Origin of the sequence: Sodalis sp. RH24 (assembly GCF_047324145.1) — a bacterium.
Classification (GTDB): Bacteria; Pseudomonadota; Gammaproteobacteria; order Enterobacterales; family Enterobacteriaceae; genus Acerihabitans.
In genome coordinates this window covers 1,065,820-1,086,593 of sequence record NZ_CP178729.1, presented here as the reverse complement: position 1 = coordinate 1,086,593, position 20,774 = coordinate 1,065,820, and the positions used below count along the sequence as shown (strand labels likewise).

19 protein-coding genes and 1 pseudogene are annotated in these 20,774 nt (G+C 59.2%); 11 read left to right on the top strand and 9 right to left on the bottom strand.

Annotated elements, in window-relative coordinates:
• Nucleotides 1-53 precede the first annotated feature (53 nt).
• Nucleotides 54-1,019: a PTS mannose transporter subunit IIAB gene (manX, locus tag ACL2XG_RS04845; RefSeq protein ID WP_410015291.1), complete on the bottom strand. Its 966-nt coding sequence runs from the start codon at nucleotides 1,017-1,019 to the stop codon at nucleotides 54-56.
• A 640-nt stretch (nucleotides 1,020-1,659) separates the two neighbouring features.
• Here manX and ACL2XG_RS04840 point away from each other — a divergent pair.
• Complete coding sequence (locus ACL2XG_RS04840) at nucleotides 1,660-3,210, top strand: TerC family protein (protein ID WP_413722762.1); 1,551 nt, start codon at nucleotides 1,660-1,662, stop codon at nucleotides 3,208-3,210.
• A 607-nt stretch (nucleotides 3,211-3,817) separates the two neighbouring features.
• Here the strand turns inward: ACL2XG_RS04840 and ACL2XG_RS04835 are convergent.
• The 3 genes from ACL2XG_RS04835 to pabB all read right to left on the bottom strand — a co-directional run bounded on the left by ACL2XG_RS04835 (nucleotide 3,818) and on the right by pabB (nucleotide 7,597).
• Complete coding sequence (locus tag ACL2XG_RS04835; protein WP_413722763.1) at nucleotides 3,818-5,182, bottom strand: L-serine ammonia-lyase; 1,365 nt, start codon at nucleotides 5,180-5,182, stop codon at nucleotides 3,818-3,820.
• A 472-nt stretch (nucleotides 5,183-5,654) separates the two neighbouring features.
• Entirely contained in the window at nucleotides 5,655-6,233 is a 579-nt protein-coding gene (locus ACL2XG_RS04830) for a CoA pyrophosphatase (RefSeq protein ID WP_413722764.1), read from the bottom strand.
• On the bottom strand, nucleotides 6,230-7,597 hold the full coding sequence (gene pabB, locus ACL2XG_RS04825; protein ID WP_413722765.1) for an aminodeoxychorismate synthase component 1: 1,368 nt from the start codon (nucleotides 7,595-7,597) through the stop codon (nucleotides 6,230-6,232). Before pabB ends, ACL2XG_RS04830 begins: the two co-directional genes overlap by 4 nt.
• A 167-nt stretch (nucleotides 7,598-7,764) precedes the next feature.
• Between pabB and ACL2XG_RS04820 the strand changes: the two are divergent.
• A pseudogene (locus ACL2XG_RS04820) lies at nucleotides 7,765-7,947 on the top strand (YoaH family protein); the annotation flags it as partial.
• Between the two features lie 126 nt (nucleotides 7,948-8,073).
• Here the strand turns inward: ACL2XG_RS04820 and ACL2XG_RS04815 are convergent.
• Complete coding sequence (locus tag ACL2XG_RS04815) at nucleotides 8,074-8,418, bottom strand: RidA family protein (protein ID WP_410015286.1); 345 nt, start codon at nucleotides 8,416-8,418, stop codon at nucleotides 8,074-8,076.
• A 125-nt stretch (nucleotides 8,419-8,543) separates the two neighbouring features.
• On the opposite strand from ACL2XG_RS04815, the gene ACL2XG_RS04810 reads away from it, so the two are divergent.
• The 5 genes from ACL2XG_RS04810 (at nucleotide 8,544) to rnd (ending at nucleotide 14,940) form a co-directional block, all read left to right on the top strand.
• Nucleotides 8,544-10,445, top strand: coding sequence for an ATP-dependent DNA helicase (locus ACL2XG_RS04810; RefSeq protein WP_410015285.1), 1,902 nt, complete (start codon nucleotides 8,544-8,546; stop codon nucleotides 10,443-10,445).
• A 118-nt stretch (nucleotides 10,446-10,563) separates the two neighbouring features.
• The gene (tsaB, locus tag ACL2XG_RS04805; protein WP_410015284.1) at nucleotides 10,564-11,265 is read left to right on the top strand and encodes a tRNA (adenosine(37)-N6)-threonylcarbamoyltransferase complex dimerization subunit type 1 TsaB; all 702 of its coding nucleotides are present in this window, start codon (nucleotides 10,564-10,566) and stop codon (nucleotides 11,263-11,265) included.
• Between the two features lie 78 nt (nucleotides 11,266-11,343).
• Nucleotides 11,344-11,955: a Slp family lipoprotein gene (locus tag ACL2XG_RS04800; protein WP_410015283.1), complete on the top strand. Its 612-nt coding sequence runs from the start codon at nucleotides 11,344-11,346 to the stop codon at nucleotides 11,953-11,955.
• A gap of 127 nt (nucleotides 11,956-12,082) precedes the next feature.
• Nucleotides 12,083-13,747 (top strand): long-chain-fatty-acid--CoA ligase FadD, encoded by a 1,665-nt coding sequence (gene fadD, locus ACL2XG_RS04795; protein WP_413723438.1) that lies wholly within the window; start codon nucleotides 12,083-12,085, stop codon nucleotides 13,745-13,747.
• Between the two features lie 38 nt (nucleotides 13,748-13,785).
• Nucleotides 13,786-14,940, top strand: coding sequence for a ribonuclease D (gene rnd / locus ACL2XG_RS04790; protein ID WP_413722766.1), 1,155 nt, complete (start codon nucleotides 13,786-13,788; stop codon nucleotides 14,938-14,940).
• A gap of 53 nt (nucleotides 14,941-14,993) precedes the next feature.
• Here rnd and minE read toward each other — a convergent pair whose 3' ends face one another.
• From minE to minC, 3 genes are read right to left on the bottom strand one after another with little or no spacing between them, the layout of a single operon-like run.
• A complete protein-coding gene (gene minE / locus ACL2XG_RS04785; RefSeq protein WP_162365215.1) occupies nucleotides 14,994-15,263 on the bottom strand; it encodes a cell division topological specificity factor MinE in 270 nt (89 codons plus the stop codon).
• A gap of 3 nt (nucleotides 15,264-15,266) precedes the next feature.
• Entirely contained in the window at nucleotides 15,267-16,079 is an 813-nt protein-coding gene (gene minD, locus ACL2XG_RS04780) for a septum site-determining protein MinD (RefSeq protein ID WP_331120874.1), read from the bottom strand.
• Between the two features lie 21 nt (nucleotides 16,080-16,100).
• Nucleotides 16,101-16,784, bottom strand: a complete 684-nt coding sequence (gene minC, locus ACL2XG_RS04775) for a septum site-determining protein MinC (RefSeq protein WP_410015281.1) — start codon at nucleotides 16,782-16,784, stop codon at nucleotides 16,101-16,103.
• A 135-nt stretch (nucleotides 16,785-16,919) separates the two neighbouring features.
• On the opposite strand from minC, the gene ACL2XG_RS04770 reads away from it, so the two are divergent.
• The 4 genes from ACL2XG_RS04770 to ACL2XG_RS04755 all read left to right on the top strand — a co-directional run bounded on the left by ACL2XG_RS04770 (nucleotide 16,920) and on the right by ACL2XG_RS04755 (nucleotide 19,661).
• Nucleotides 16,920-17,192: a YcgL domain-containing protein gene (locus ACL2XG_RS04770; RefSeq protein WP_410015280.1), complete on the top strand. Its 273-nt coding sequence runs from the start codon at nucleotides 16,920-16,922 to the stop codon at nucleotides 17,190-17,192.
• A 118-nt stretch (nucleotides 17,193-17,310) separates the two neighbouring features.
• Nucleotides 17,311-18,387 (top strand): lytic transglycosylase domain-containing protein, encoded by a 1,077-nt coding sequence (locus ACL2XG_RS04765; protein ID WP_413722767.1) that lies wholly within the window; start codon nucleotides 17,311-17,313, stop codon nucleotides 18,385-18,387.
• A 93-nt stretch (nucleotides 18,388-18,480) separates the two neighbouring features.
• On the top strand, nucleotides 18,481-19,137 hold the full coding sequence (locus ACL2XG_RS04760; RefSeq protein WP_410015279.1) for a fumarylacetoacetate hydrolase family protein: 657 nt from the start codon (nucleotides 18,481-18,483) through the stop codon (nucleotides 19,135-19,137).
• Between the two features lie 77 nt (nucleotides 19,138-19,214).
• A complete protein-coding gene (locus ACL2XG_RS04755) occupies nucleotides 19,215-19,661 on the top strand; it encodes a YcgN family cysteine cluster protein (protein WP_410015278.1) in 447 nt (148 codons plus the stop codon).
• A 19-nt stretch (nucleotides 19,662-19,680) separates the two neighbouring features.
• On the opposite strand, the gene ACL2XG_RS04750 is transcribed toward ACL2XG_RS04755, so the two are convergent.
• The gene (locus ACL2XG_RS04750) at nucleotides 19,681-20,772 is read right to left on the bottom strand and encodes an acyltransferase family protein (protein WP_410015277.1); all 1,092 of its coding nucleotides are present in this window, start codon (nucleotides 20,770-20,772) and stop codon (nucleotides 19,681-19,683) included.
• Between the last annotated feature and the right edge of the window lie 2 nt (nucleotides 20,773-20,774).

Here is a 20,774-nt window from a genome sequence, read left to right as displayed (position 1 = left end):
ATCTTTTTTTCAGGAAAGTGATACGCTCGTAGGTGTTAGTTTTTCCGGCGAATTTATTTACCGAGTTTATTTATCAAATCCATCATCTTCAGCGGCGAATCCGATGAGACCTTACGCACTTCAAGCTCAATTCCCCGATCGTTTAACTTACGAAACGCGGCGATATCTTTCTCATCAACCGATACGGCATTGTTAACCTGGGTTTTACCCTGGCGAAACGCCATGCCGCCGATATTTACCGTGGTGATTTTGACGCCGCCTTCCACGACGCGCTCAACGTCGGTGGGGTTGGTAAACAACAACATCACGCGATCCTTGGCATAAGCCGGGTTGTTGTAAACGCGGATGGCCTTGTCCACGTCCACCACATGCGCGGTGACGCCTGGAGGAGCGACCTGGGTCAATAACGTTTTGCGCACGGTATCGGCGGCAACTTCATCGCTGACCACGATAATGCGTTTAACGTTGGTTTCCTTGGTCCAGCGGGTGGCGACCTGGCCATGGATCAGACGATCATCGATGCGCGCCAGACCGATGGTCATATGACCGCCGGCATTGGGATGCGGTTTGGCGGCAGGGGTTGGCGCGGCAACCGGCGCGGGGGTGGCCGCCGTCTGCGGTTCGGGCGCTTTGAGGGCCTTGACGCCGGCGCGTCCGGTTTCGACGGCGATGTTCACCAGCGCGGCAAAACCCGGCTTGTCATCACGCGCCATAAAGGTTTCCGCCAACATGGGAATATTAACGCCGGTGACGACTTCGTAATTCTCCTTATCGACCACAATGCGGCTGGCGGCGTTGAACGGGCTGCCACCCCAGGTATCAACCAGAAATAACACACCTTCCTGGGTATCAAGTTGCGCAAGGCGCGCGGTATATTTTTCAATCAGTGTTTCAGCATTCTCCCCGGGAACAAAATCTATCCAGGCGACGTTTTCTTGCGCGCCCAATATCATTTCAGCCGTTTTAAGCAACTGCTCGGCTGCTGACCCGTGAGTGCCAATTATGATAGCAATACTCACTGATACCTCCTCTGTTAACTAATTGGGTTAAGCAGTCAGACCGCCTGGCGTGTTTGCTACCAGTGAGCACGGGCGGTTTTAACTTCTTAGCCAGGGTATTTTTATTCGCCACCCTGTTTGATGTCCGCTGTGTGTGTTGAAACGATTCATGTGAAGATGTGAATCAATAGCGGTTAAACGCGATTTATTTTAGTGTGTAAAAAAATAAAAATTGTGACGGCGCTCAGTTATTTGTGCATGAGGAAAACAATGAGCTCACAAATCAGTGTAGAAGACATGCATGACAACTTGCAGACAAAAATAGTTTTATGCGTCCGCAAAGTTACCTGATAGAGTTGAATGTCTTACTTATCGATAAGGAGCGATGGGCCACAGCCCCCCCTATGGACTGTCACCGAAAAAACGTCACCCCTGATGTATGGTTTTCTCCTTTACCCGTCCAGGCTCCGCCGGCATGTTGCGCCAGCCGCGGGTCGCACCTTCCCGCACCGCCGGGAATCCAACCCGTCATCCCTGTGTCCTCTCTGTGGGAAAACGCCGCGCGTTCTACGGTCTTTGCGGACATGACGCCGCTTGCCCACGCGTGCTGCCGCGGTGTTTTATTGCGCCGTTTTAATGGACTGTCGATCTGGAGCGCCCAATGGAATTCTTAATGGACCCGACGCTGTGGGTGGGTCTGCTGACGTTGATACTGCTGGAAATTGTGCTGGGTATCGATAACCTGGTATTTATCGCTATCCTGGCCGAGAAGGTCGCGCCGAAAAAGCGGGACAAAGCCCGGGTTATCGGCCTGGCGCTGGCGTTGCTGATGCGTTTGGGGCTGCTGTCGTTGATCTCGTGGATGGTTACGCTGACCAGACCGTTGCTGAGCGTGGGCATGTTCAGCTTTTCAGGCCGGGATCTGATTTTGCTGCTGGGCGGATTGTTTTTACTGTTCAAAGCCACCACTGAGCTGCATGAACGGCTGGAGAACCAGGATGTGCAGCATGACGCCAACCGCGGTTACGCCAGTTTCTGGGCGGTGGTGGTGCAAATTGTTATCCTGGACGCGGTATTTTCCCTGGATGCGGTGATCACCGCGGTCGGTATGGTCAACAACCTGCCGGTGATGATGACCGCCGTGGTTATCGCCATGGGCATTATGCTGCTGGCGTCCAAGGCCTTGACCCGTTTTGTAAATGCCCATCCCACCGTCGTGGTGCTGTGCCTGAGTTTTTTGCTGATGATAGGCCTGAGCCTGATAGCCGAGGGCTTTGGCTTCCACATCCCCAAAGGTTATTTGTACGCGGCCATCGGTTTCTCGGTGCTTATTGAGCTGTTTAATCAGATAGCCCGGCGCAATTTTGTTAAAAACCAGGCACGCGGGCCGATTCGCCAGCGCACCGCCGAAGCCATTTTACGTTTGATGGGCGGGCCCAGGCTGCGCGAGGAGGGGGCGCAGGAGATGCCAAACGAACCTAAGGCGGAGTTTGCCGACGAGGAGCGTTATATGATTACCGGCGTGCTGTCCCTGGCGTCGCGTTCGTTGCGCAGCGTGATGACGCCGCGCAACGAAATCTCCTGGGTGGATTGCCGGCGTCCGGTGGAGGAGCTGCGCGCTACGCTTTTGGCCACGCCGCACAGTATGTTTCCCGTGTGCGACGGCGAGCTGGACCAGTTGATCGGCGTGGTCCGCGCCAAGGACCTGATGGTGGCGTTGGATAAAGGCGAAGATGTGCAGGAGTATGCCGCGCAGAATCCGGCCATCGTGGTGCCGGAAACCCTGGATGTGCTGAACCTGCTGGGGGTATTGCGCCGGGCGCGGGGTAGCCTGGTGGTGGTGTCGAATGAATTTGGCGTGATCCAGGGGCTGGTAACGCCGCTGGATGTGCTGGAAGCCATTGCCGGCGAGTTTCCGGATGAGGACGAAACGCCGGATATTGTGGCGCAGGAGGACGCCTGGCTGGTAAAGGGTGGTACTGATTTGCACGCTTTGGGTCAGGCGTTGGACGATAATGAACTCACCCGCGGTCACGAGAATGTCGCTTCACTGGCGGGATTGCTGCTGGCCGAGCGGGATCAACTGCCGGTGGTGGGTGAGGTTATCGAGCTGGGCCAGTGGCGGTTTACGATTTTGCAGATGCTGGAATACCGTATCGAGCTGGTGCGTATCGAACGGATAGCGCCGCCGGTGGAGGAAGAGGAACAGTAAACACGTGACCCGCTCTCCCTTGAACACGTCTGCCTTGAATCCGGTGTTGGCGGGCCTAGCATGCCATGGGGCCTCGGTCGGGCGGGAAAACCACGCCCGATTCAACCCCATTGGCACGCTCTCCCTTTAACACGTCTGCCTTGAGTCCGGCGTTGGCGGGCCTGGCATGCCATGGGGCCTCGGTCGGGCGGGAAAACCACGCCCGATTCGACCCCATTGGCACGCTCTCCCTTGAACACGTCTGCCTTGAGTCCGGCGTTGGCGGGCCTGGCATGCCATGGGGCCTCGGTCGGGCGGGAAAACCACGCCCGATTCGACCCCATTGGCACGCTCTCCCTTGAACACGTCTGCCTTGAGTCCGGCGTTGGCGGGCCTAGCATGCCATGGGGCCTCGGTCGGGCGGGAAAACCACGCCCGATTCGACCCCATCGGCACGCTCTCCCTTGAACACGTCTGCCTTGAGTCCGGCGTTGGCGGGCCTACATGCTATGGGGTGCTCGGTCGGGCGAAAAGACCATGCCCGATTCGACCTCATTGGCACGTTTTTCCTTGAACACGTCTGCTTTACGTTCCGCGTTAGCGGGCCAGCAGGGTGTGGGTGATGCGATCAATCGCACTGGACCTTGATGGCCAGGCCGCCGCGCGAGGTTTCGCGGTATTTGGCGTTCATGTCCTTGCCGGTTTCGTACATGGTTTCAATCACCTTATCCAGCGACACCCGCGGCGCGCTGGTGCGCCGCAGCGCCATGCGCGAGGCGTTGATGGCCTTGACCGAAGCGATGGCGTTGCGTTCGATGCAGGGGACCTGTACCTGGCCGGCCACCGGATCGCAGGTCAGCCCCAGATTATGTTCCATGCCGATTTCCGCCGCCACGCAGACCTGCTCGGGACTGCCGCCCATCAATTCCGTCAGTCCCGCCGCCGCCATGGAGCAGGCGACGCCCACTTCACCCTGGCAGCCGACCTCGGCGCCGGAAATGGAGGCGTTCAGCTTATAAAGAATGCCGATGGCGCCGCAGGCCAGGAAATAACGCAGGTAGACCTCGGGCGTGACCGGATCGATAAAATGATCGTAATAAGCCAGCACCGCCGGCACGATGCCGCAGGCGCCGTTGGTCGGCGCGGTGACCACCCTTCCGCCGGCGGCGTTTTCTTCATTGACCGCCAGCGCGAACATATTCACCCAGTCAATCGCCACCATCGGATCGCTGGAGAGCTTATCCGTGGAGACCAGCATGCGCCTGAGCGCCGATGCGCGCCTGGGCACCCGCAGCGGGCCGGGCAATACGCCTTCGGTATTCAGCCCGCGATCGATGCAGGCGCGCATGGTCTGCCAAATATCGGCGAAGTAATTGCCGATATCGGCGCGGCTATGCAGCGCCAGTTCATTAAGCATCACCAGCCCCGACAGCGACAGACCGGTCTGTTTGCACTGGTCGAGCAGCTGCTGGGCGCTGGCGAAAGGGTGGGGCACGGCGATCTGGTCGATAACCGGCTGGCCGAAATGGGCCTCATCAACGATAAAACCGCCGCCGACGGAATAATACGTCTGGCTGTAGATGACCTGTTCGCCGGCGAAGGCGTGAATGCGCATGGCGTTTTCATGCAATGACAGGTAGGAACCGTGGAATACCATGCCGCCTTCGCGGGGAAAATCCACTTCGTGCGGCCCGCCGGCCAGCATCAGGCGCTGGCGTTGCTCAACGTCGCGGATAAAGGCCGGCGCGGCGTCGATATCCACCGTATCGGGACGGTTGCCCGCCAAGCCCAGGATAATGGCGATGTCGGTATGGTGTCCCTTGCCCGTCAGCGATAACGAGCCGTAAACATCCACGGCGATGCGCGTGACATCATTGAGCAGCCGTTTATCGACGAGATCGTCCACGAACTGTTTACCGGCTTTCATTGGACCCACGGTATGGGAACTGGACGGGCCGATGCCGATTTTAAACATATCGAAAACGCTTATCACGTTGACTCTCCTCAGAACTGATAAAATACGCATACCCGTGGGTAATGCAGTTAATTGTAATGACTCATGCCGGGTTAGGCTTGCGCTTTCGCATGATAAAAACTAATCCAAAAAAGCGCTTCCTTTGCGTTTGACGACCGATACGAAGCGGTCCTCTACCCCGGGGCGGCCTGGCGTCATGCTGGTTATGGCTAATCTGAAAGCAAGCCGTTGCCCGTGGATCATCTCCTTTCACGTGCGTGCCGGAGACGGTTTTTTGTCGTCAGAAATAATGAGATATACAACCTATATAAATGACTATGTTTAATTATTAATATGGAGTTATATTTCGCAAATATGGCAAAGATAGGAGATTGTAACGGTTTTCATCGCGTTGGGAAGTCTTTTATTGCCGGGACGCGATGACCATCATGGCGCGGGTTGGTAGGGATAGCGGCGGCCCAACCGGCGGCCGGGAACGAAGGGACGTGCGTTAAAGATGGATGTGTTGGCCCAGCCGATACAAAATCTGCGCGGTCATGCCCCAGACCATATGGCTTTGATACCAGGAAAAATAAACCTGCAGGTTTTTGGCGCGGCGCTGTATTTGCAGGGGAGTATAGCTGGCCAGGGATAACGCCTGGTGCAGGGGCATTTCAAACATGTCCGCCACCTCGTCGCGGCTGGCCCGGAAACGGGTGCCGGCCGCCAGCAGGCCGACGATGGGCGTGACCTGGAAACCGCTGCTGCTGTCCACCGGGGGCAGTTGCCCCAGGACCCTGACCGACGAGGCCGGGATGGCCACTTCTTCATGGGCCTCGCGCAGCGCGGTGGCGATTAAGGACGCGTCTTCCTTATCCGCCGCCCCGCCGGGGAAGGCTACCTGGCCGGCATGCTTGCGCAGTGTCGCCGATCGGCGCGTCAACAGCACCGTCGGCTGGTGATGGCAGATGATGGGTATCAATACCGCCGCCCGGCGCTGGTTGCGCGCCGGCTCGCTGGGCTGCGGCAACTGCAGTTGGAAACGGGTGATGAAATCCGTAAGCGTCAGGGTGTGGTCAGTGCTGTTCATGGGCGATTAAGCTCCAGCAGCAGCGGCAGTATCTTGGCGACCTTGTCCAGGGTTTCCTGGTATTCCGCTTCCTCGCAACTGTCGGCGACGATGCCGCCGCCCGCCCAGCAATAGATGCGCCCTTGTTCCGTGAGCAGCGTGCGGATGGCGATATTGGTGTCCAGGGTGGCGCAGCGGCTCAGGTAGCCGATGCTGCCGCACCAGGCATTACGGCGCTGCGGTTCGAGCTGGTCGATTAACGTCATGGCCTTGATTTTGGGGGCGCCGGTGATGGACCCGCCGGGAAAACAGGCGCGCACCAGATCGCACGGCGTGCGATGGGGGGGCAGCCGCGCGGTAATGGTGCTGACCATATGATGGACTGCCGGAAAGGCCTCGATTTTAAACAGCTCCGGCACCCGGACGCTGCCGGGGACGGCGACCCGTCCGATATCGTTGCGCAGCAAATCCACGATCATCAGGTTTTCCGCCCGGTCTTTTGGCGATGCCGCCAGTTTTTGCCCTTGCAGCCGATCTTGCTCCGCATCCGCCAGGCGCGGCAGCGTGCCCTTGATGGGCCGCGTTTGGATCTGTCCCGCGTTTACCCGCAGGAACCGCTCCGGCGACAGGCTCAGCACCGCCTGGCCGGGCAGGCGCAAAAAAGCGGAAAACGGCGCGGCGTTATGCTCCAGCAGATGACGGAACGCCTGCCATTCATCGCCCGCGAACGCCGCGCTGAAGCGTTGTGCCAGACAGACCTGGTAACAATCACCCGCCAAAAGATGTTCCTGGATGCGGCGGAATTTTTCGCCATACTCGCCCCGGGTCATATTGGCCTGCCAGCCGCTGTTTAAACGAAAGGGCCGGTCGGGTTCGGGTGCCGGCGGCGCCAGCAAATCCCGCTTCAGCGCCTCCGGATCGCGGTAGCTCACCAGGGTCAGGCGGCCAAGGCGATGGTCGGCAATCACCGCCCAGTCATACAGGCCGACGGCCATATCCGGCAGCGTTAAATCCTGTTGGGCATGGGCAGGCAGAGTTTCAATGCGCCGGCCGAGATCGTAGCCGAACAGGCCCAGCGCGCCGCCCAGGAAAGGGAGATCGTCCCGGGCTTCCGGACGCATCCCCATACTGTCCACCTGTTGTTGCACCAGCATAAACGGGTCGCCGCCGCTCATATGCGATTGACCGTCGCGGGAAATCACCGTAACGGCGCCGCGGGTGGTCAGCGTCGCCACCGGGTCGGCGACCATGATATCGAAGCGGCTGTCCGGATGGTCGGCATGGCCCGAGTGCAGCAGCATCGACCAGGGCCGGGCGGCGCGGGGGGCGAACAGGGCGGTAATGGCGTCGCGGTGATAGGGTAAGGCAGTCAGCTGTGGCAACATATCGACACTATGATCCAGGTAATCCAGTCCAGTCTGCCGGCAATAAGCGCCTGGCAGGTGCGAACAGCATGATATCGGCTTCATGGCTGAACATAAAGCGCATTGATTGGCATCGCGGGCGGCGGCGTGAGATAATAACGCATCGACCCGCCCTCTGGAGAACACGCATGCTGACCGATATGCCAGCGTTAAATCACGAACAGCAGCAGCAGGCCGTTGAGCGCATCCAGGCCCTGATGGCCGACGGCATGAGCAGCGGCGAGGCCATCCGGCTGGTATCCAATGAAATCCGCGCCACCCATACAGGTGAACGGGTATCAATTCGCTGGGATGACGACGAAGACGACGATCGTTCCTATGCCGAGCGCAACGCCGATGAACGCGACGCCCGCAACGCCGCCCTGGAACAGGACGACGACGACGAGGACGGGGCGCTGTAAACGTCCCCGCCGGCCGCACGGGTACCGGCGCGCCGGTCAGATCGCCGCGATGACCTTGATTTCCACTTTGTAGCGCGGGTTCATCAGCCGCGCCTCGACGGTACAGCGCACCGGCGCGCTCCCCGGCACCACCCAGGCGTTCCAGGCGGCGTTCATGGCGGCGAAATCATCGCCGTCGGCCAGGAACACGGTCACATCCAGCAGCCGCGTTTTATTGGAACCCACCCGCTTTAGCAGCCGGTCGATAATCGCCAGCGCCTCGGCGGTTTGCGCGGTGGCGTCGCCATCCAGGTTTTCCGGCACGCTGGTGTAATATACCGTCTGGTTGTGGACAACCGCTTCGGACATGCGCGCGCCGGGATCGATTCGTTCAATGGTCATACTGTTCGCCTTAAAGCCATCATGTAAACCGCCAGCATAACATAGTGTCGTTTTAAGCAAAGAAGGTGGTGGACAACCGCCGGCCTTGGCATAATCCGACAGCAACCGAATGACAGAGAGACAGCGTGACAGATGATTTTGCGCCCCAGGGCGCGTTGGCCAAGGCCATCACCGGATTTAAACCGCGCGAGTCGCAACGCCTGATGGCCGAGGCGATAGCGCAGGCCATCGACACAAAACAGCCGCTGGTGGTGGAGGCCGGCACCGGGACCGGCAAGACGTATGCGTATTTGGTGCCGGCGCTGCGTTCAAAACGCAAGGTTATCATCTCCACCGGCTCCAAGGCGCTGCAGGATCAGCTGTATGCCCGCGACCTGCCCAAAGTGGCGGCGGCGCTGGCGTACCAGGGTCAGGTCGCCCTGCTGAAGGGACGCTCCAACTATTTGTGCCTTGAGCGCATGGAGCAGCAGCTCGCCGGCGGGGTCGGCATGGCGCCGGAAACCCTGGCGGAGCTGGCGGGCGTACGCAACTGGTCGTCGCAGACGGTGGATGGCGACGTGGCCAACTGCGGCGGCATCGCCGAAGACAGCCCGGTATGGCCGCTGGTCACCAGCACCAACGACAACTGCCTGGGCGGCGATTGCCCGCTCTACAAAGAGTGTTTTGTGGTCAAGGCGCGCCGTAAAGCCATGGAGGCCGACGTGATCGTTGTAAACCATCACCTGTTCCTGGCGGATATGGTGGTTAAGGAAGGCGGTTTCGGCGAGCTTATCCCCACCGGCGAGGTGATGATTTTCGACGAAGCGCACCAGATGCCGGATATCGCCAGCCAGTATTTCGGCCAGCAGCTCACCAGCCGTCAACTCATGGATCTGGCGCGCGACATGACGCTTGCCTACCGCACCGACGTGCGCGATATGGCCCAATTGCAAAAGAGCGCCGATCAGCTTACCTTCCGCACCCAGGATTTCCGGCTGGCGCTGGGCGAACCGGGTTTTCGCGGCAACCTGCGCGACGTGCTGACCCAGCCTTCGCTGCAGCGCGCGCTGCTGTTGCTTGATGACGCACTGGAATTATGCCACGACGTGGCGAAGCTGGCGCTGGGACGGTCGGCGCTGCTTGATGCCGCTTTTGAACGCGCCAGCCTGTACCGCGCGCGGCTCAAGCGTCTGAAGAATACCCAGGAACCGGGTTTCAGCTATTGGTATGAATGCAATGCCCGGCACTTTGTGTTGGCGTTGACGCCGTTATCGGTTTCGACCCGCTTTCGTGAGGTGATGAGCGAAAAAGAGGGCACCTGGATCTTTACCTCCGCCACCCTGTCGGTCAACGATCGCCTGGAGCATTTTACCCGGCGGATCGGCCTGGAAGACGCAAAAACCTTGCTGCTGCCCAGCCCGTTTGATTACGCGACCCAGGCGCTGCTGTGCGTGCCGCGCTTCCTGCCGGAGCCGAACCAGCGCGGGGCGGCGGTGCAGCTGGCGCGGATGCTGGCGCCGGTGATTATCGCCAATCGGGGGCGTTGCTTTTTCCTGTGCACCTCTCACCAGATGATGCGGGATCTGGCGGCGGAGTTTCGCGCCACGCTGACCCTGCCGGTGCTATTGCAGGGCGAGACCGGCAAACGCCAGCTGCTGCAGCAGTTTGTTACCGCCGGCAACGCGCTGCTGGTGGCGACCAACAGTTTTTGGGAAGGGGTGGACGTGCGCGGCGATACGCTGTCTTGCGTGATTATCGACAAGTTGCCCTTTACCGCCCCGGATGACCCGTTGCTTAAGGCGCGCACCGAGGATTGCCAGCTGCGCGGCGGCGATCCCTTTGCCGAGGTGCAGATCCCCGAGGCGGTCATCGCCCTAAAGCAGGGGGTGGGCAGGCTTATCCGCGACAGCGACGACCGGGGCGTGCTGATCATCTGCGATCAGCGGCTGGTGACCCGGCCCTATGGCCAGATTTTCCTCAACAGCCTGCCGCCGGCGCCGCGCACCCGCTCGCTGCAGCGCGCCATCGACTTTTTGCAACACCGCTGACCGGTGGCGTATATTGCCCCTCGCCCCCGCAGGCATCCCGTATCCCTTTGCCCCAGCGGGTATGCTACAATACCCGCCCGGTCCGGCACCACTCTTTTACACCCGCCTGAGGTTTGGCATGTCTACGCGAATTTTAGCTCTCGATACCGCAACTGAAGCCTGTTCCGCGGCGCTTTGGATCAACGGTGAAATCAGCGAACGTTTTGAAATTTCCCCCCGCGAGCACACCCGGCGCATTCTGCCGATGGTCGACAGCCTGCTGGCCGAGGCCGGCATCGAGCTGGCGCAGCTTGATGCCCTGGCTTATGGGCGCGGCCCCGGCAGCTTTACCGGCGTGCGCATCGGCATCGGCATCGCCCAGGGCCTGGCGCTTGGCGCCGGGCTGCCGATGATCGGCGTGTCGACCCTGGCGGCGCTGGCGCAGGGCGCCTGGCGCCGGTGCGGCATCAGCCGCGTGCTGTGCGCCATCGATGCCCGCATGGGCGAGGTCTACTGGGCGCAGTACCAGCGCGGCGACAGCGGCGCATGGTTGGGCGAAGCGGGCGAAAAAGTGGTTAAACCCGATCAGCTGGCGCCGCAAGCCGCCGAACTGGCCGGCCAGTGGGCAACGGCCGGCACCGGCTGGCAAACCTATCCCGGACTTATCGCTCCGCCGGCCGTGCAGCTCGTGGACGGCCAGACCCTGCTGCCGTCGGCCGTGGATATGTTGCCGCTGGCGGTGCTACGCTTAAGCCAGGGCGAGGCCTTGGCGGTGGAATTGCAGGCGCCGACCTATCTGCGCAATGAAGTGACGTGGAAAAAGCTGCCGGGACGCGAATAAAGAGCAACTTATGCCGCCGCCACGGGTCAAAGTAATAACCCATGTATACCGTTAAAGGTATGAGGAATCTAGCGCAAGATGTTTAAGCAAACTACTGTCCGCAGCGCGCAGCGCCGTCGTTTTACCTGGCCGGCCCTGGCCGTGGTCATGATGCTGTCCGGCTGCGCCACGGTGCCGGACGCCGTGCGCGGCACCTCGCCCACCCCCCAGCAGGATCTGGTGCGCGTGCTTAACGCGCCGTCCCTGTATGTCGGTCAGGAAGCCCGTTTCGGCGGCAAAGTGGTTAAAGTCACCAATCTCAACGGACGCACCCGGCTGGAAATAGCCTCTGTGCCGCTGGATGATTCGGCGCGGCCCAGGCTGCACCAAGTCTCTACCGGCAGGGTGGTGGCCTATATCAACGGCTTCCTGGAACCGATGGACTTTAATCACCAGTGGGTCACCGTGGTCGGCCCAATCACCGGCACGGAAAAGGGCGCCGTCGACAAGGCGGAGTATACCTTTGTAGTGGTGCGCGCGGACGGATATAAACGCTGGCAGCTGACGCAACAGGTGGTGGCGCCGATGGGGCCGCCGATGTCCCCATGGGGCTGGGGCGGCCGCTACGGCCGCGGCTGGGGGCCGGAGTGGGGCGTCGGCTACGGCTACGGTTACGGCAATGCCCAGGTTGAAACCGTACTGACCGAATAGTGACGAAACGCTCAATCCTGATATCGATTTCCACCCGATTGCCCAGTTCCATTACCATTACAGATAAGAATCCAGGCAATATGGGGCGGCGATGAGCACATCGGCTATTGATAATACAGGGCAGGGCATGGCGCGGATATGGACCGGGCGTTACCCTGCCGATGTCCCGACGGATATCGATCCCGATCATTACCGATCTATCGCCGTTCTGTTCGCCAACGCGGCGCGCCGTTTTGCCGATTTGCCGGCATTTATCAACCTGGGGGAGACCCTGACATTTCGCCAGCTCGACGCGCTCAGCCTGGCGTTTGCCGCTTACCTGCAGCGGGTCATTGGCCTGCAGCCAGGGGATCGCGTAGCCCTGATGATGCCCAACCTCCTGCAATACCCGGTGGCGCTGTTCGGCGTCCTGCGCGCCGGCATGGTGGTGGTGAACGTCAATCCGCTTTACACCCCGGACGAACTGCGTCACCAGCTTAACGATAGCGGCGCGGCGGCCATCGTTATCGTGGACAATTTCGCCCATACCCTGGAGAAGGTGCTGGCGGAGGTTGCCATTCGCCATGTGATACTCACGCGCCTGGGCGATCATTTCCCGCTGTTGAAGCGCACGCTGGTCAACGCGGCGGTAAAACACCTTAAGCGCAAAGTGCCGCCATACCGCCTGCCGCAGGCGGTTTCCTATCGCCGCGCCCTGGCGCAGGGGCATCGGCTGGAGTTCAGCCCGCCCATTATCAACGGCGACTCGCTGGCCTTCCTGCAATACACCGGCGGCACCACCGGCGCGTCGAAAGGCGCCATGCTCACCCACCGCAATATACTCGCCAACCTCGAGCAGGCGAAAGCCGCCTACGGGCCTATTTTGACCCTGGGGCGCGAAATGATGGTCACCGCCCTGCCGCTGTACCATATCTTCGCCCTGATGATAAATTGCCTGCTGTTTGTGGAAATGGGCGGCTGTAACCTGCTGATTACCGACCCGCGCGATATCGCCTCCCTGGTCGACGCCATGCGGCGTCACCATTTTACGGCGATTTCCGGGGTGAATACGTTGTTCAACGCCCTGTTGCATAACGCGGCGTTCCGTCGCCTGGATTTTGCCTCGCTGCATTTGTCGGTGGGCGGGGGGATGGCGCTGCAGCAACCGGTGGCGGATGACTGGCATGCGCTGACCGGTAAGCACCTGCTGGAGGGGTATGGCTTGACCGAATGCTCGCCGCTGGTGACCGGCAATCCCTATGATTTGAACCGTTTCAGCGGCAGCATCGGCCTGCCGGTGCCCTCCACCGATATCCGCCTGGTGGATGGGGCCGGCAATAACGTGCCGCCCGGCGCGCCCGGGGAGCTGCTGATCAAGGGACCGCAGGTCATGGCGGGCTATTGGCGCCAGCCGCAAGCCACCGCCGAGACGCTGAAAGACGGCTGGCTTTCTACCGGCGATATCGTTACAGTGGATCAACAAGGCTTCGTGCGCATCGTGGATCGCAAGAAGGATATGATCCTGGTGTCCGGCTTCAATGTCTACCCCAATGAAATAGAGGATGCGGTGGTCCGGCATCCGAAAGTGCTTGAGGCGGCGGCGATAGGCGTGCCCAGCGATGACACCGGCGAAGCGGTAAAAATTTTCGTGGTGAAAAAAGAGCCTTCCCTGACCCGCGAGGAACTCATTGCCCACTGCCGTTTGTACCTGACCGGCTATAAGGTGCCAAAACTGGTGGAATTCCGCGCTGAGTTACCCAAATCCAATGTAGGCAAAATTCTGCGCAAGCAATTACGCGTCGAGCACGGATAAACGCTTTTTGCCGCCATGACTGACAGTAAGAGAACTCTGTGTCCAATTACCAATTAATTACCCGCGATGAAGATTTACAAAGGATATGCGCGCTTGCCCGCCAGCACGATCGGGTGGCGCTGGATACCGAATTTGTCCGCACCCGCACCTACTATCCGCAGTTGGGTTTAATCCAGCTATTTGATGGTGACACGTTATCGCTCATCGACCCCCTGGCTATTTCGCAATGGCAACCGTTCCGGGAACTATTGGCCGACCGGGGGGTGGTGAAAATTCTGCATGCCTGCAGCGAGGACCTGGAAGTTTTCCTGCATTCCTTTGATCAGATGCCGGTGCCCATGCTTGATACCCAGGTGCTGGCCGCGTTCAATGGCCGCCCGCTGTCCTGCGGCTTTGCCGCGCTGGTGGCGGATTACCAGCAGGTGGTGCTGGATAAAAGCGAATCCCGCACCGACTGGCTGGCGCGGCCGCTAAGCGCCAGGCAATGCGATTACGCCGCGGCCGACGTGTTCTGGCTATTGCCGATGGCCGATCAGCTGATCCGGGAAACCGAAGCGGCGGGCTGGACCGACGCGGCCAGGCAGGAGTGCGACGCCTTATGCCAGCGGCGCCAGGAAATCGTCGATCCGGAACTGGCTTATCGCGATATCGGCAATGCCTGGCAGTTGCGCACCCGGCAACTGGCGTGCCTGCAAAAATTGGCCTCCTGGCGCCTGCGCAAAGCGCGCGAGCGGGATATGGCGGTGAACTTCGTCGTACGGGAAGAAAATTTATGGCAGGTGGCGCGTTATATGCCGGGATCGCTGGGCGAACTGGACAAACTGGGGTTAAGCGGGCCGGAAATCCGTTATCACGGCAAAATGCTCCTCGCCCTGGTGGAGGAGGCGGCGGCCATGACGGAAGATCAGCTGCCGGAGCCGGTGGTTAATCTCATCGATAAACCCGGCTATCGCGCGCTGTTTAAAACCATTAAGGAACATATCGCCATTGCCAGCGCGGAATCCGGATTAAGCGTGGAACTGCTGGCGTCGCGCAGGCAAATCAATCAATTACTCACCTGGCATTGGCGGCTGACCCCGGGGCAGCGCACGCCGGAATTGCTCAGCGGCTGGCGGGAAGCGCTGTTTGGCGCGCGGTTACGCGCAATACTCGACGGCGAGGCGGCAACCACCGACCTGCCCGCGGCATTATAAATCCCCAGGCGCTCTTTTCCCCCTGTATCGGCAGGGGGATTATTGGCTGGTGATCATTTCGGCGTTTCTTCCGCTTCCGGCAGCGTTACGTTCAGCTCGAGGATGGAAATATCGCCTTCCCGCTGCTCTAGCTGCACGGAGACCATTTCCGGATCGATCTGCACATATCGGCAAATAACCTCGAGAATATCGCGTTTCAACTGCGGCAAATAATGAGGCTCGCTATCGCCCCGCCGGCGTTCCGCAACGATAATCTGCAGCCGTTCCTTGGCTATATTGGCTGTCGTTTTTTTACGGGAGAGAAAAAAATCGAGTAATGCCATGGTTTATCCCCCAAACAGGCGTTTTAAGAAACCCTTCTTCTCTTCTTCAATGAAGCGGAAGGGACGTTCTTCTCCTAACAGGCGGTCAACCGTGTCTGAATAGGCTTGGCCGGCATCAGATTCAGCATCGAGTATTACCGGCTCACCCTGATTGGAGGCCCGTAATACGGACTGATCCTCGGGGATGACGCCCAGCAGGGGAATGCGCAGTATTTCAATCACATCTTCCATGCTCAGCATATCGCCACGGTTTACGCGACCGGGGTTATAGCGGGTCAGCAGCAGATGTTCCTTAATCGGGTCCTGGCCATTCTCAGCGCGCCGGGACTTTGACGACAGTATCCCCAGGATACGGTCCGAGTCGCGCACCGACGACACTTCCGGGTTGGTGGTGATAATGGCCTCATCGGCGAAATACAGCGCCATTAACGCGCCGGTTTCGATGCCGGCCGGCGAATCGCAGACCACAAAATCAAAATTCATTTCGCCGAGGTCGTTGAGGATCTTTTCCACGCCCTCGCGCGTCAGCGCATCTTTATCCCGGGTTTGCGACGCCGGCAGGATATACAGGTTATCGGTGCGCTTATCTTTGATCAGCGCCTGGTTCAGCGTGGCGTCGCCCTGGATGACATTAACAAAATCATACACCACGCGCCGCTCGCAGCCCATGATAAGGTCCAGGTTGCGTAAACCGATATCAAAATCGATCACCACGGTTTTTTTACCTTTCCGGGCCAATCCGGTAGCAATGGCCGCGCTTGATGTGGTTTTGCCAACGCCCCCTTTGCCCGAAGTAACAACTATAATGCGTGCCATAATGGATTCCTTGTCAAGGGCTTAATTTAAAGGTTGAATGGTAAGCGTATTATCTTGCAGGCTGAGACGGGCGGCTTTACCCGCGTATTCAGCCGGGATCTGATCGCTTAACCAATACTGACCGGCAATGGAAACAAGTTCCGGGGAGAGGTGGGTGCAGAAAATCTGGCACTGCGCATCTCCCGACGCACCCGCTAACGCCCTGCCTCGCATCATGCCATAAATATGGATATTGCCGTCGGCAATAAGTTCGGCGCCGGCGCTGACGCTGCTGGTGACGATCAAATCGCAATCGCGCGCATAAATCTGTTGACCGGAACGCACCGGGCTATCGATGCGCCGGGTCTTCAAGGCCGTCGCCGGTAGGGCAGGCGCCGCCTTTTCGGCGCGTTTGGGCGCCTTGCCCTCGTTCAACAGCGGCAAGCCGCTACGCACAATGGCTTTTTTCAGCCGGTCATCCTTGCATCCGCTGACGCCGACCACATGCAGGCCGGTGGACAGGATGGTCTGGCGCAACGCTTCCCAGTCGGTGTCCCGCGTCAGGGTGGAAACATTGATTACCACCGGCGCATCCTTCAAAAAAGCAGGTGCCTGTTCGATTTTTTCCTGTAATGCCTGACGAATATCCTCAGGTTGGGCGTCATGAACATGAATTACCGATAAGGTAAAACTACTGCCTTTTAACTCAATGGGCGTCTGTGACATCTATCCTGACTCAGTCTTGACTCATGTATTTTCCCGGTAAGCTACCGGTAAGCGATATTCCGAAGCACTGCATGCATGTTATAGTTACTGCTATATACAGGCAAGACACTAAACCATGTTAACCAGGTAAAAAATATGTTTTGTGTGATCTACAGAAGTACCAAACAAGATCAAACTTATCTTTATATCGAAAAAAAAGATGACTTTTCCCGGGTGCCGCCCGACCTCATGGCCCGATTCGGTAAACCGGTGCTATCAATGTTATTCCCGCTAAATGGTAGCAAAAAACTGGTCGCGGCGGATATAAATAAAGTCAAACAAAGCCTGGTCGATCAGGGTTTTTATCTGCAATTACCCCCGCCTGTTGAAAATTTACTGGCGCAGCATCATAACGCCCGCGCAAAATAACTGTTCATTGATCCACTATTTAATGGCGAATGCGCCATGATGGCATTATAACGTTCCTGTAATATCTCGGCTGCGCGGGTGGCCCCGCGTAAAAATATCGCGCTAAGGAAATAGCCTTATGAAATTATCCGCCATCCCTCTCCTGGTTAGCAGCCTTATGCTGGCCGGTTGCAGTCATCATCCCCAGGCCGCCAACGCCGGGCAGGCGGCCGTGGCGCCGCAGCCGGCGGCAAAGCCCGCGGCCGACGCCCAGGACGGCAAAACCCTGCTCTCGCAACAGAGCCGTGATCCGGCCGAGTTTCCCGCCTATCTGGAGCAGTTAAAAACCGAGGCGCTGGCCCAGGGCATTAATGCCGGCGTCGTGAACCAGGCTTTTGCGCAAACGCACTTTGTCGATCGGGTCATCAGCTCCGATCGGAACCAGCTGGAAAATAAAGTCACCCTGGATGAGTACCTGCAGCGCGTGCTGCCGGCCTGGAAGATAGAACAGGCGCGGACCCAATACCGGGACTACCAGCCGCAGCTGGCGACCATCAGCGCCCGTTACGGCGTGCCGGCGCGCTTTATCGTGGCGTTGTGGGGCATGGAAAGCGGCTTCGGCAAGATTCAGGGACGTGAGGATGTCGTCTCCGCCCTGTCTACCCTGGCGTTTGAGGGCCGGCGTGAAAAGTTCTTTAAAAGTGAATTGTTCGCCGCACTGCGTATCCTGGAGCAAAACGACATCGGCGTCGGTGAGCTGAAAGGCTCGTGGGCCGGCGCCATGGGGCAGAGCCAGTTTATGCCCAGTTCCTACCTGCGCTATGGTGCCGACGGCGACGGCGACGGCAAAATAGATATCTGGAATAATGTGATGGACGTGTTCGCCTCCACCGCCAATTATCTGGCCACGGAAGGATGGAAGCCGGGGCAGGGATGGGGGCAAGAGGTCCGCCTGCCGGCGGGGTTCCCGGCGCAGGCTGCCGGACTGAAGGACACGCAGGCGCAAACGGTGGACGCCTGGAGCGGGCAGGGCATACGCCTGGCCGACGGCAGTTCCCTGCCGGCTTCGGCGCAGCGCGCCTGGGTGGTTATCCCGGACGACAATCAAAGCCGGGCGTTCCTGGTCTATGATAATTTCCGCACCCTGATGCGCTGGAACCGCTCTTATTATTTTGCCCTCAGTATCGGCACGCTGGCGGATGCCCTGGGTCAATAACGACCGCCGTGAAGGTTTGCGGCGACTGGGGTATGATAATAGCGGAAACTACTATGTAATCGACTCATCATTTACCGGCAGGAGACTGTGGACATGTATCAACATCGCGATTGGCAAGGCGCGTTACTGGATTTTCCGGTGAGTAAGGTGGTCTGCGTCGGCAGCAACTATTCCGACCATATCAAGGAGATGGGCAGCGCCACGCCCACCGAGCCGGTGCTGTTTATCAAACCCGAGACCGCCTTGTGCGATATCCACCAACCCATCGCCATTCCCGCCGATTGGGGGGAAGTGCACCATGAGGTGGAACTCGCGGTCCTGATCGGCATGCCGCTCAAGCACGCCGATGAGGCCCATGTGGCCCGCGCCATCGCCGGCTATGGTGTGGCGCTCGACCTGACGCTCAGGGAGCTGCAGGCCAAATTCAAGAAAGCCGGACAACCCTGGGAAAAAGCCAAAGGCTTTGACGGTTCCTGCCCGATTTCCGGCTTTATCCCGGTGGCGGAGTTTGGCGATGCGCAGCAGGCTACGCTGACGCTTAAGGTGAATGACGACGTGCGCCAGCAGGGCAACACGCGGGATATGATCACGCCCATACTGCCGCTTATCGCCTATATGAGCCGTTTTTTTACCCTGCGCCCCGGCGATATTATCCTGACCGGCACGCCGCAGGGCGTGGCAAAGCTGCAGTCCGGCGACCGGCTTACCGTGACGCTTAACGAGCTGGCCCTGGAAACCCGGGTTATCTGAATCTGATTTCATCGCCGCCTTGCGTCACGGCAAGCCGGCATCTAAAATAGCTGCCCGTCGTTTAACCGGATACCATTATGACAAGCCGCCCCTTTTGGCAAGAAAAAACCCTGGCCGAGATGACCGACGATGAATGGGAATCGTTATGCGACGGTTGCGGCCGGTGCTGCCTGCATAAGCTGATTGACGATGACACCGAGGAAGTCTATTTCACCAACGTGGCCTGCAACCAGCTGAATATCAAGACCTGCCAGTGCCGTCATTACGACACGCGCTTTGAATATGAACCGGATTGCATCAAGCTGACGCGCGAAAATCTCCTCACCTTTGACTGGCTGCCGCCCACCTGCGCCTATCGGCTGCAGGAGGAAGGCAAGCCCCTGCCGCAGTGGCATCCGCTGATCACCGGCTCCAAGGCCGCCATGCACGGCGAACGCATTTCGGTGCGTTATATCGCGGTGCGGGAAAGCGAGGTTACCGACTGGCAGGACCATATCCTGAACAAACCGGCCTGGGCGCGTTAAGCTGCCGCCCGGCGCGGGCTTAGCCCAGGGCCTTTTCCGCGCGCATCAGCGACGGATATTGGAACAGTACGCGTCCGACGCCGCGGTTAAGCGCCCACCAGATGCCGATCGCGCCCGCGGTGCATAACGCGGTTGCCGCCAGCGGATACGCCGCCAGCCAAAACAGCGAGAACAGGCGATGGTCAAACGCGTGGTAACGCGCCAGCGCGCCCAGCATGGGTACGGCCAGCAGCTCGGTCAGCAGTTTATGCAGCACATAGATCTGCAGCGTATTTTTGCCTATCCAGTTAAGCATCCGCAACGCTTCGTTATGCCATGACCAGTTACGGTTCACCCACTGGCAGCACAGTATGGCGATACACACCGCCAGCGCGCTGGTAAACAGGCTCTTATCCATGGCAAGCACCGCGTGAATCAGCGCCAAGACGGCAAGGGATGCCAACAGTATCCGCCGCGAGCGGCTCTCGGCCAGCAGGGCGACGATGCGTGCGCCCAGGAAACAGCCGGTAAAAAAGAAAATCCCGTTTTGCGCCACGCTTGCCGGCCCCCACCACGGCACCATCCCCAGGACGCAGGCGTAATTCAGCAGCGCGCCCAGGATAAGCAGCGCCAGCCAGTGACGTCGCCACAGTTTGCAGACGACAAAATACATGGCCAGGGCGTACAGATACCAGGGGCTGGACATCGCGGTCGCCACATACAGCAGAAATTGGCCGGTGGAGGCCGCGTAGGCGGCGTTATGCGCCATCAGCCGCCAGTCGTCAAACGCCAGCTCGCGGTTGATGAAACTCACGCATAACCACTGTACGGCGCACCATAGCAGGTAAAGATAAAAGAGATTGACCGCTTTCTTGGTCGCCACCTCATGCCAGGAGCGGTTGATCACGCTGTCAGCGGCCAGCAGGCCGGAAATAAAGAAAAACGCCGGCATGCGCAGCGGCACCAGATAATGGTTAACCGCCACCCAGGCGCGGGTGAGAAATAGGTGCGCGTCAATCAGCGCGAGCGAGGGAATATAGCTGGTGGTAATGACATGATTTAATACCACCAGCAGAATGCAGATCCCCTTAAGGGAATTAATCCACTGAATTTTTTTGGCTGTATCGGGCATGA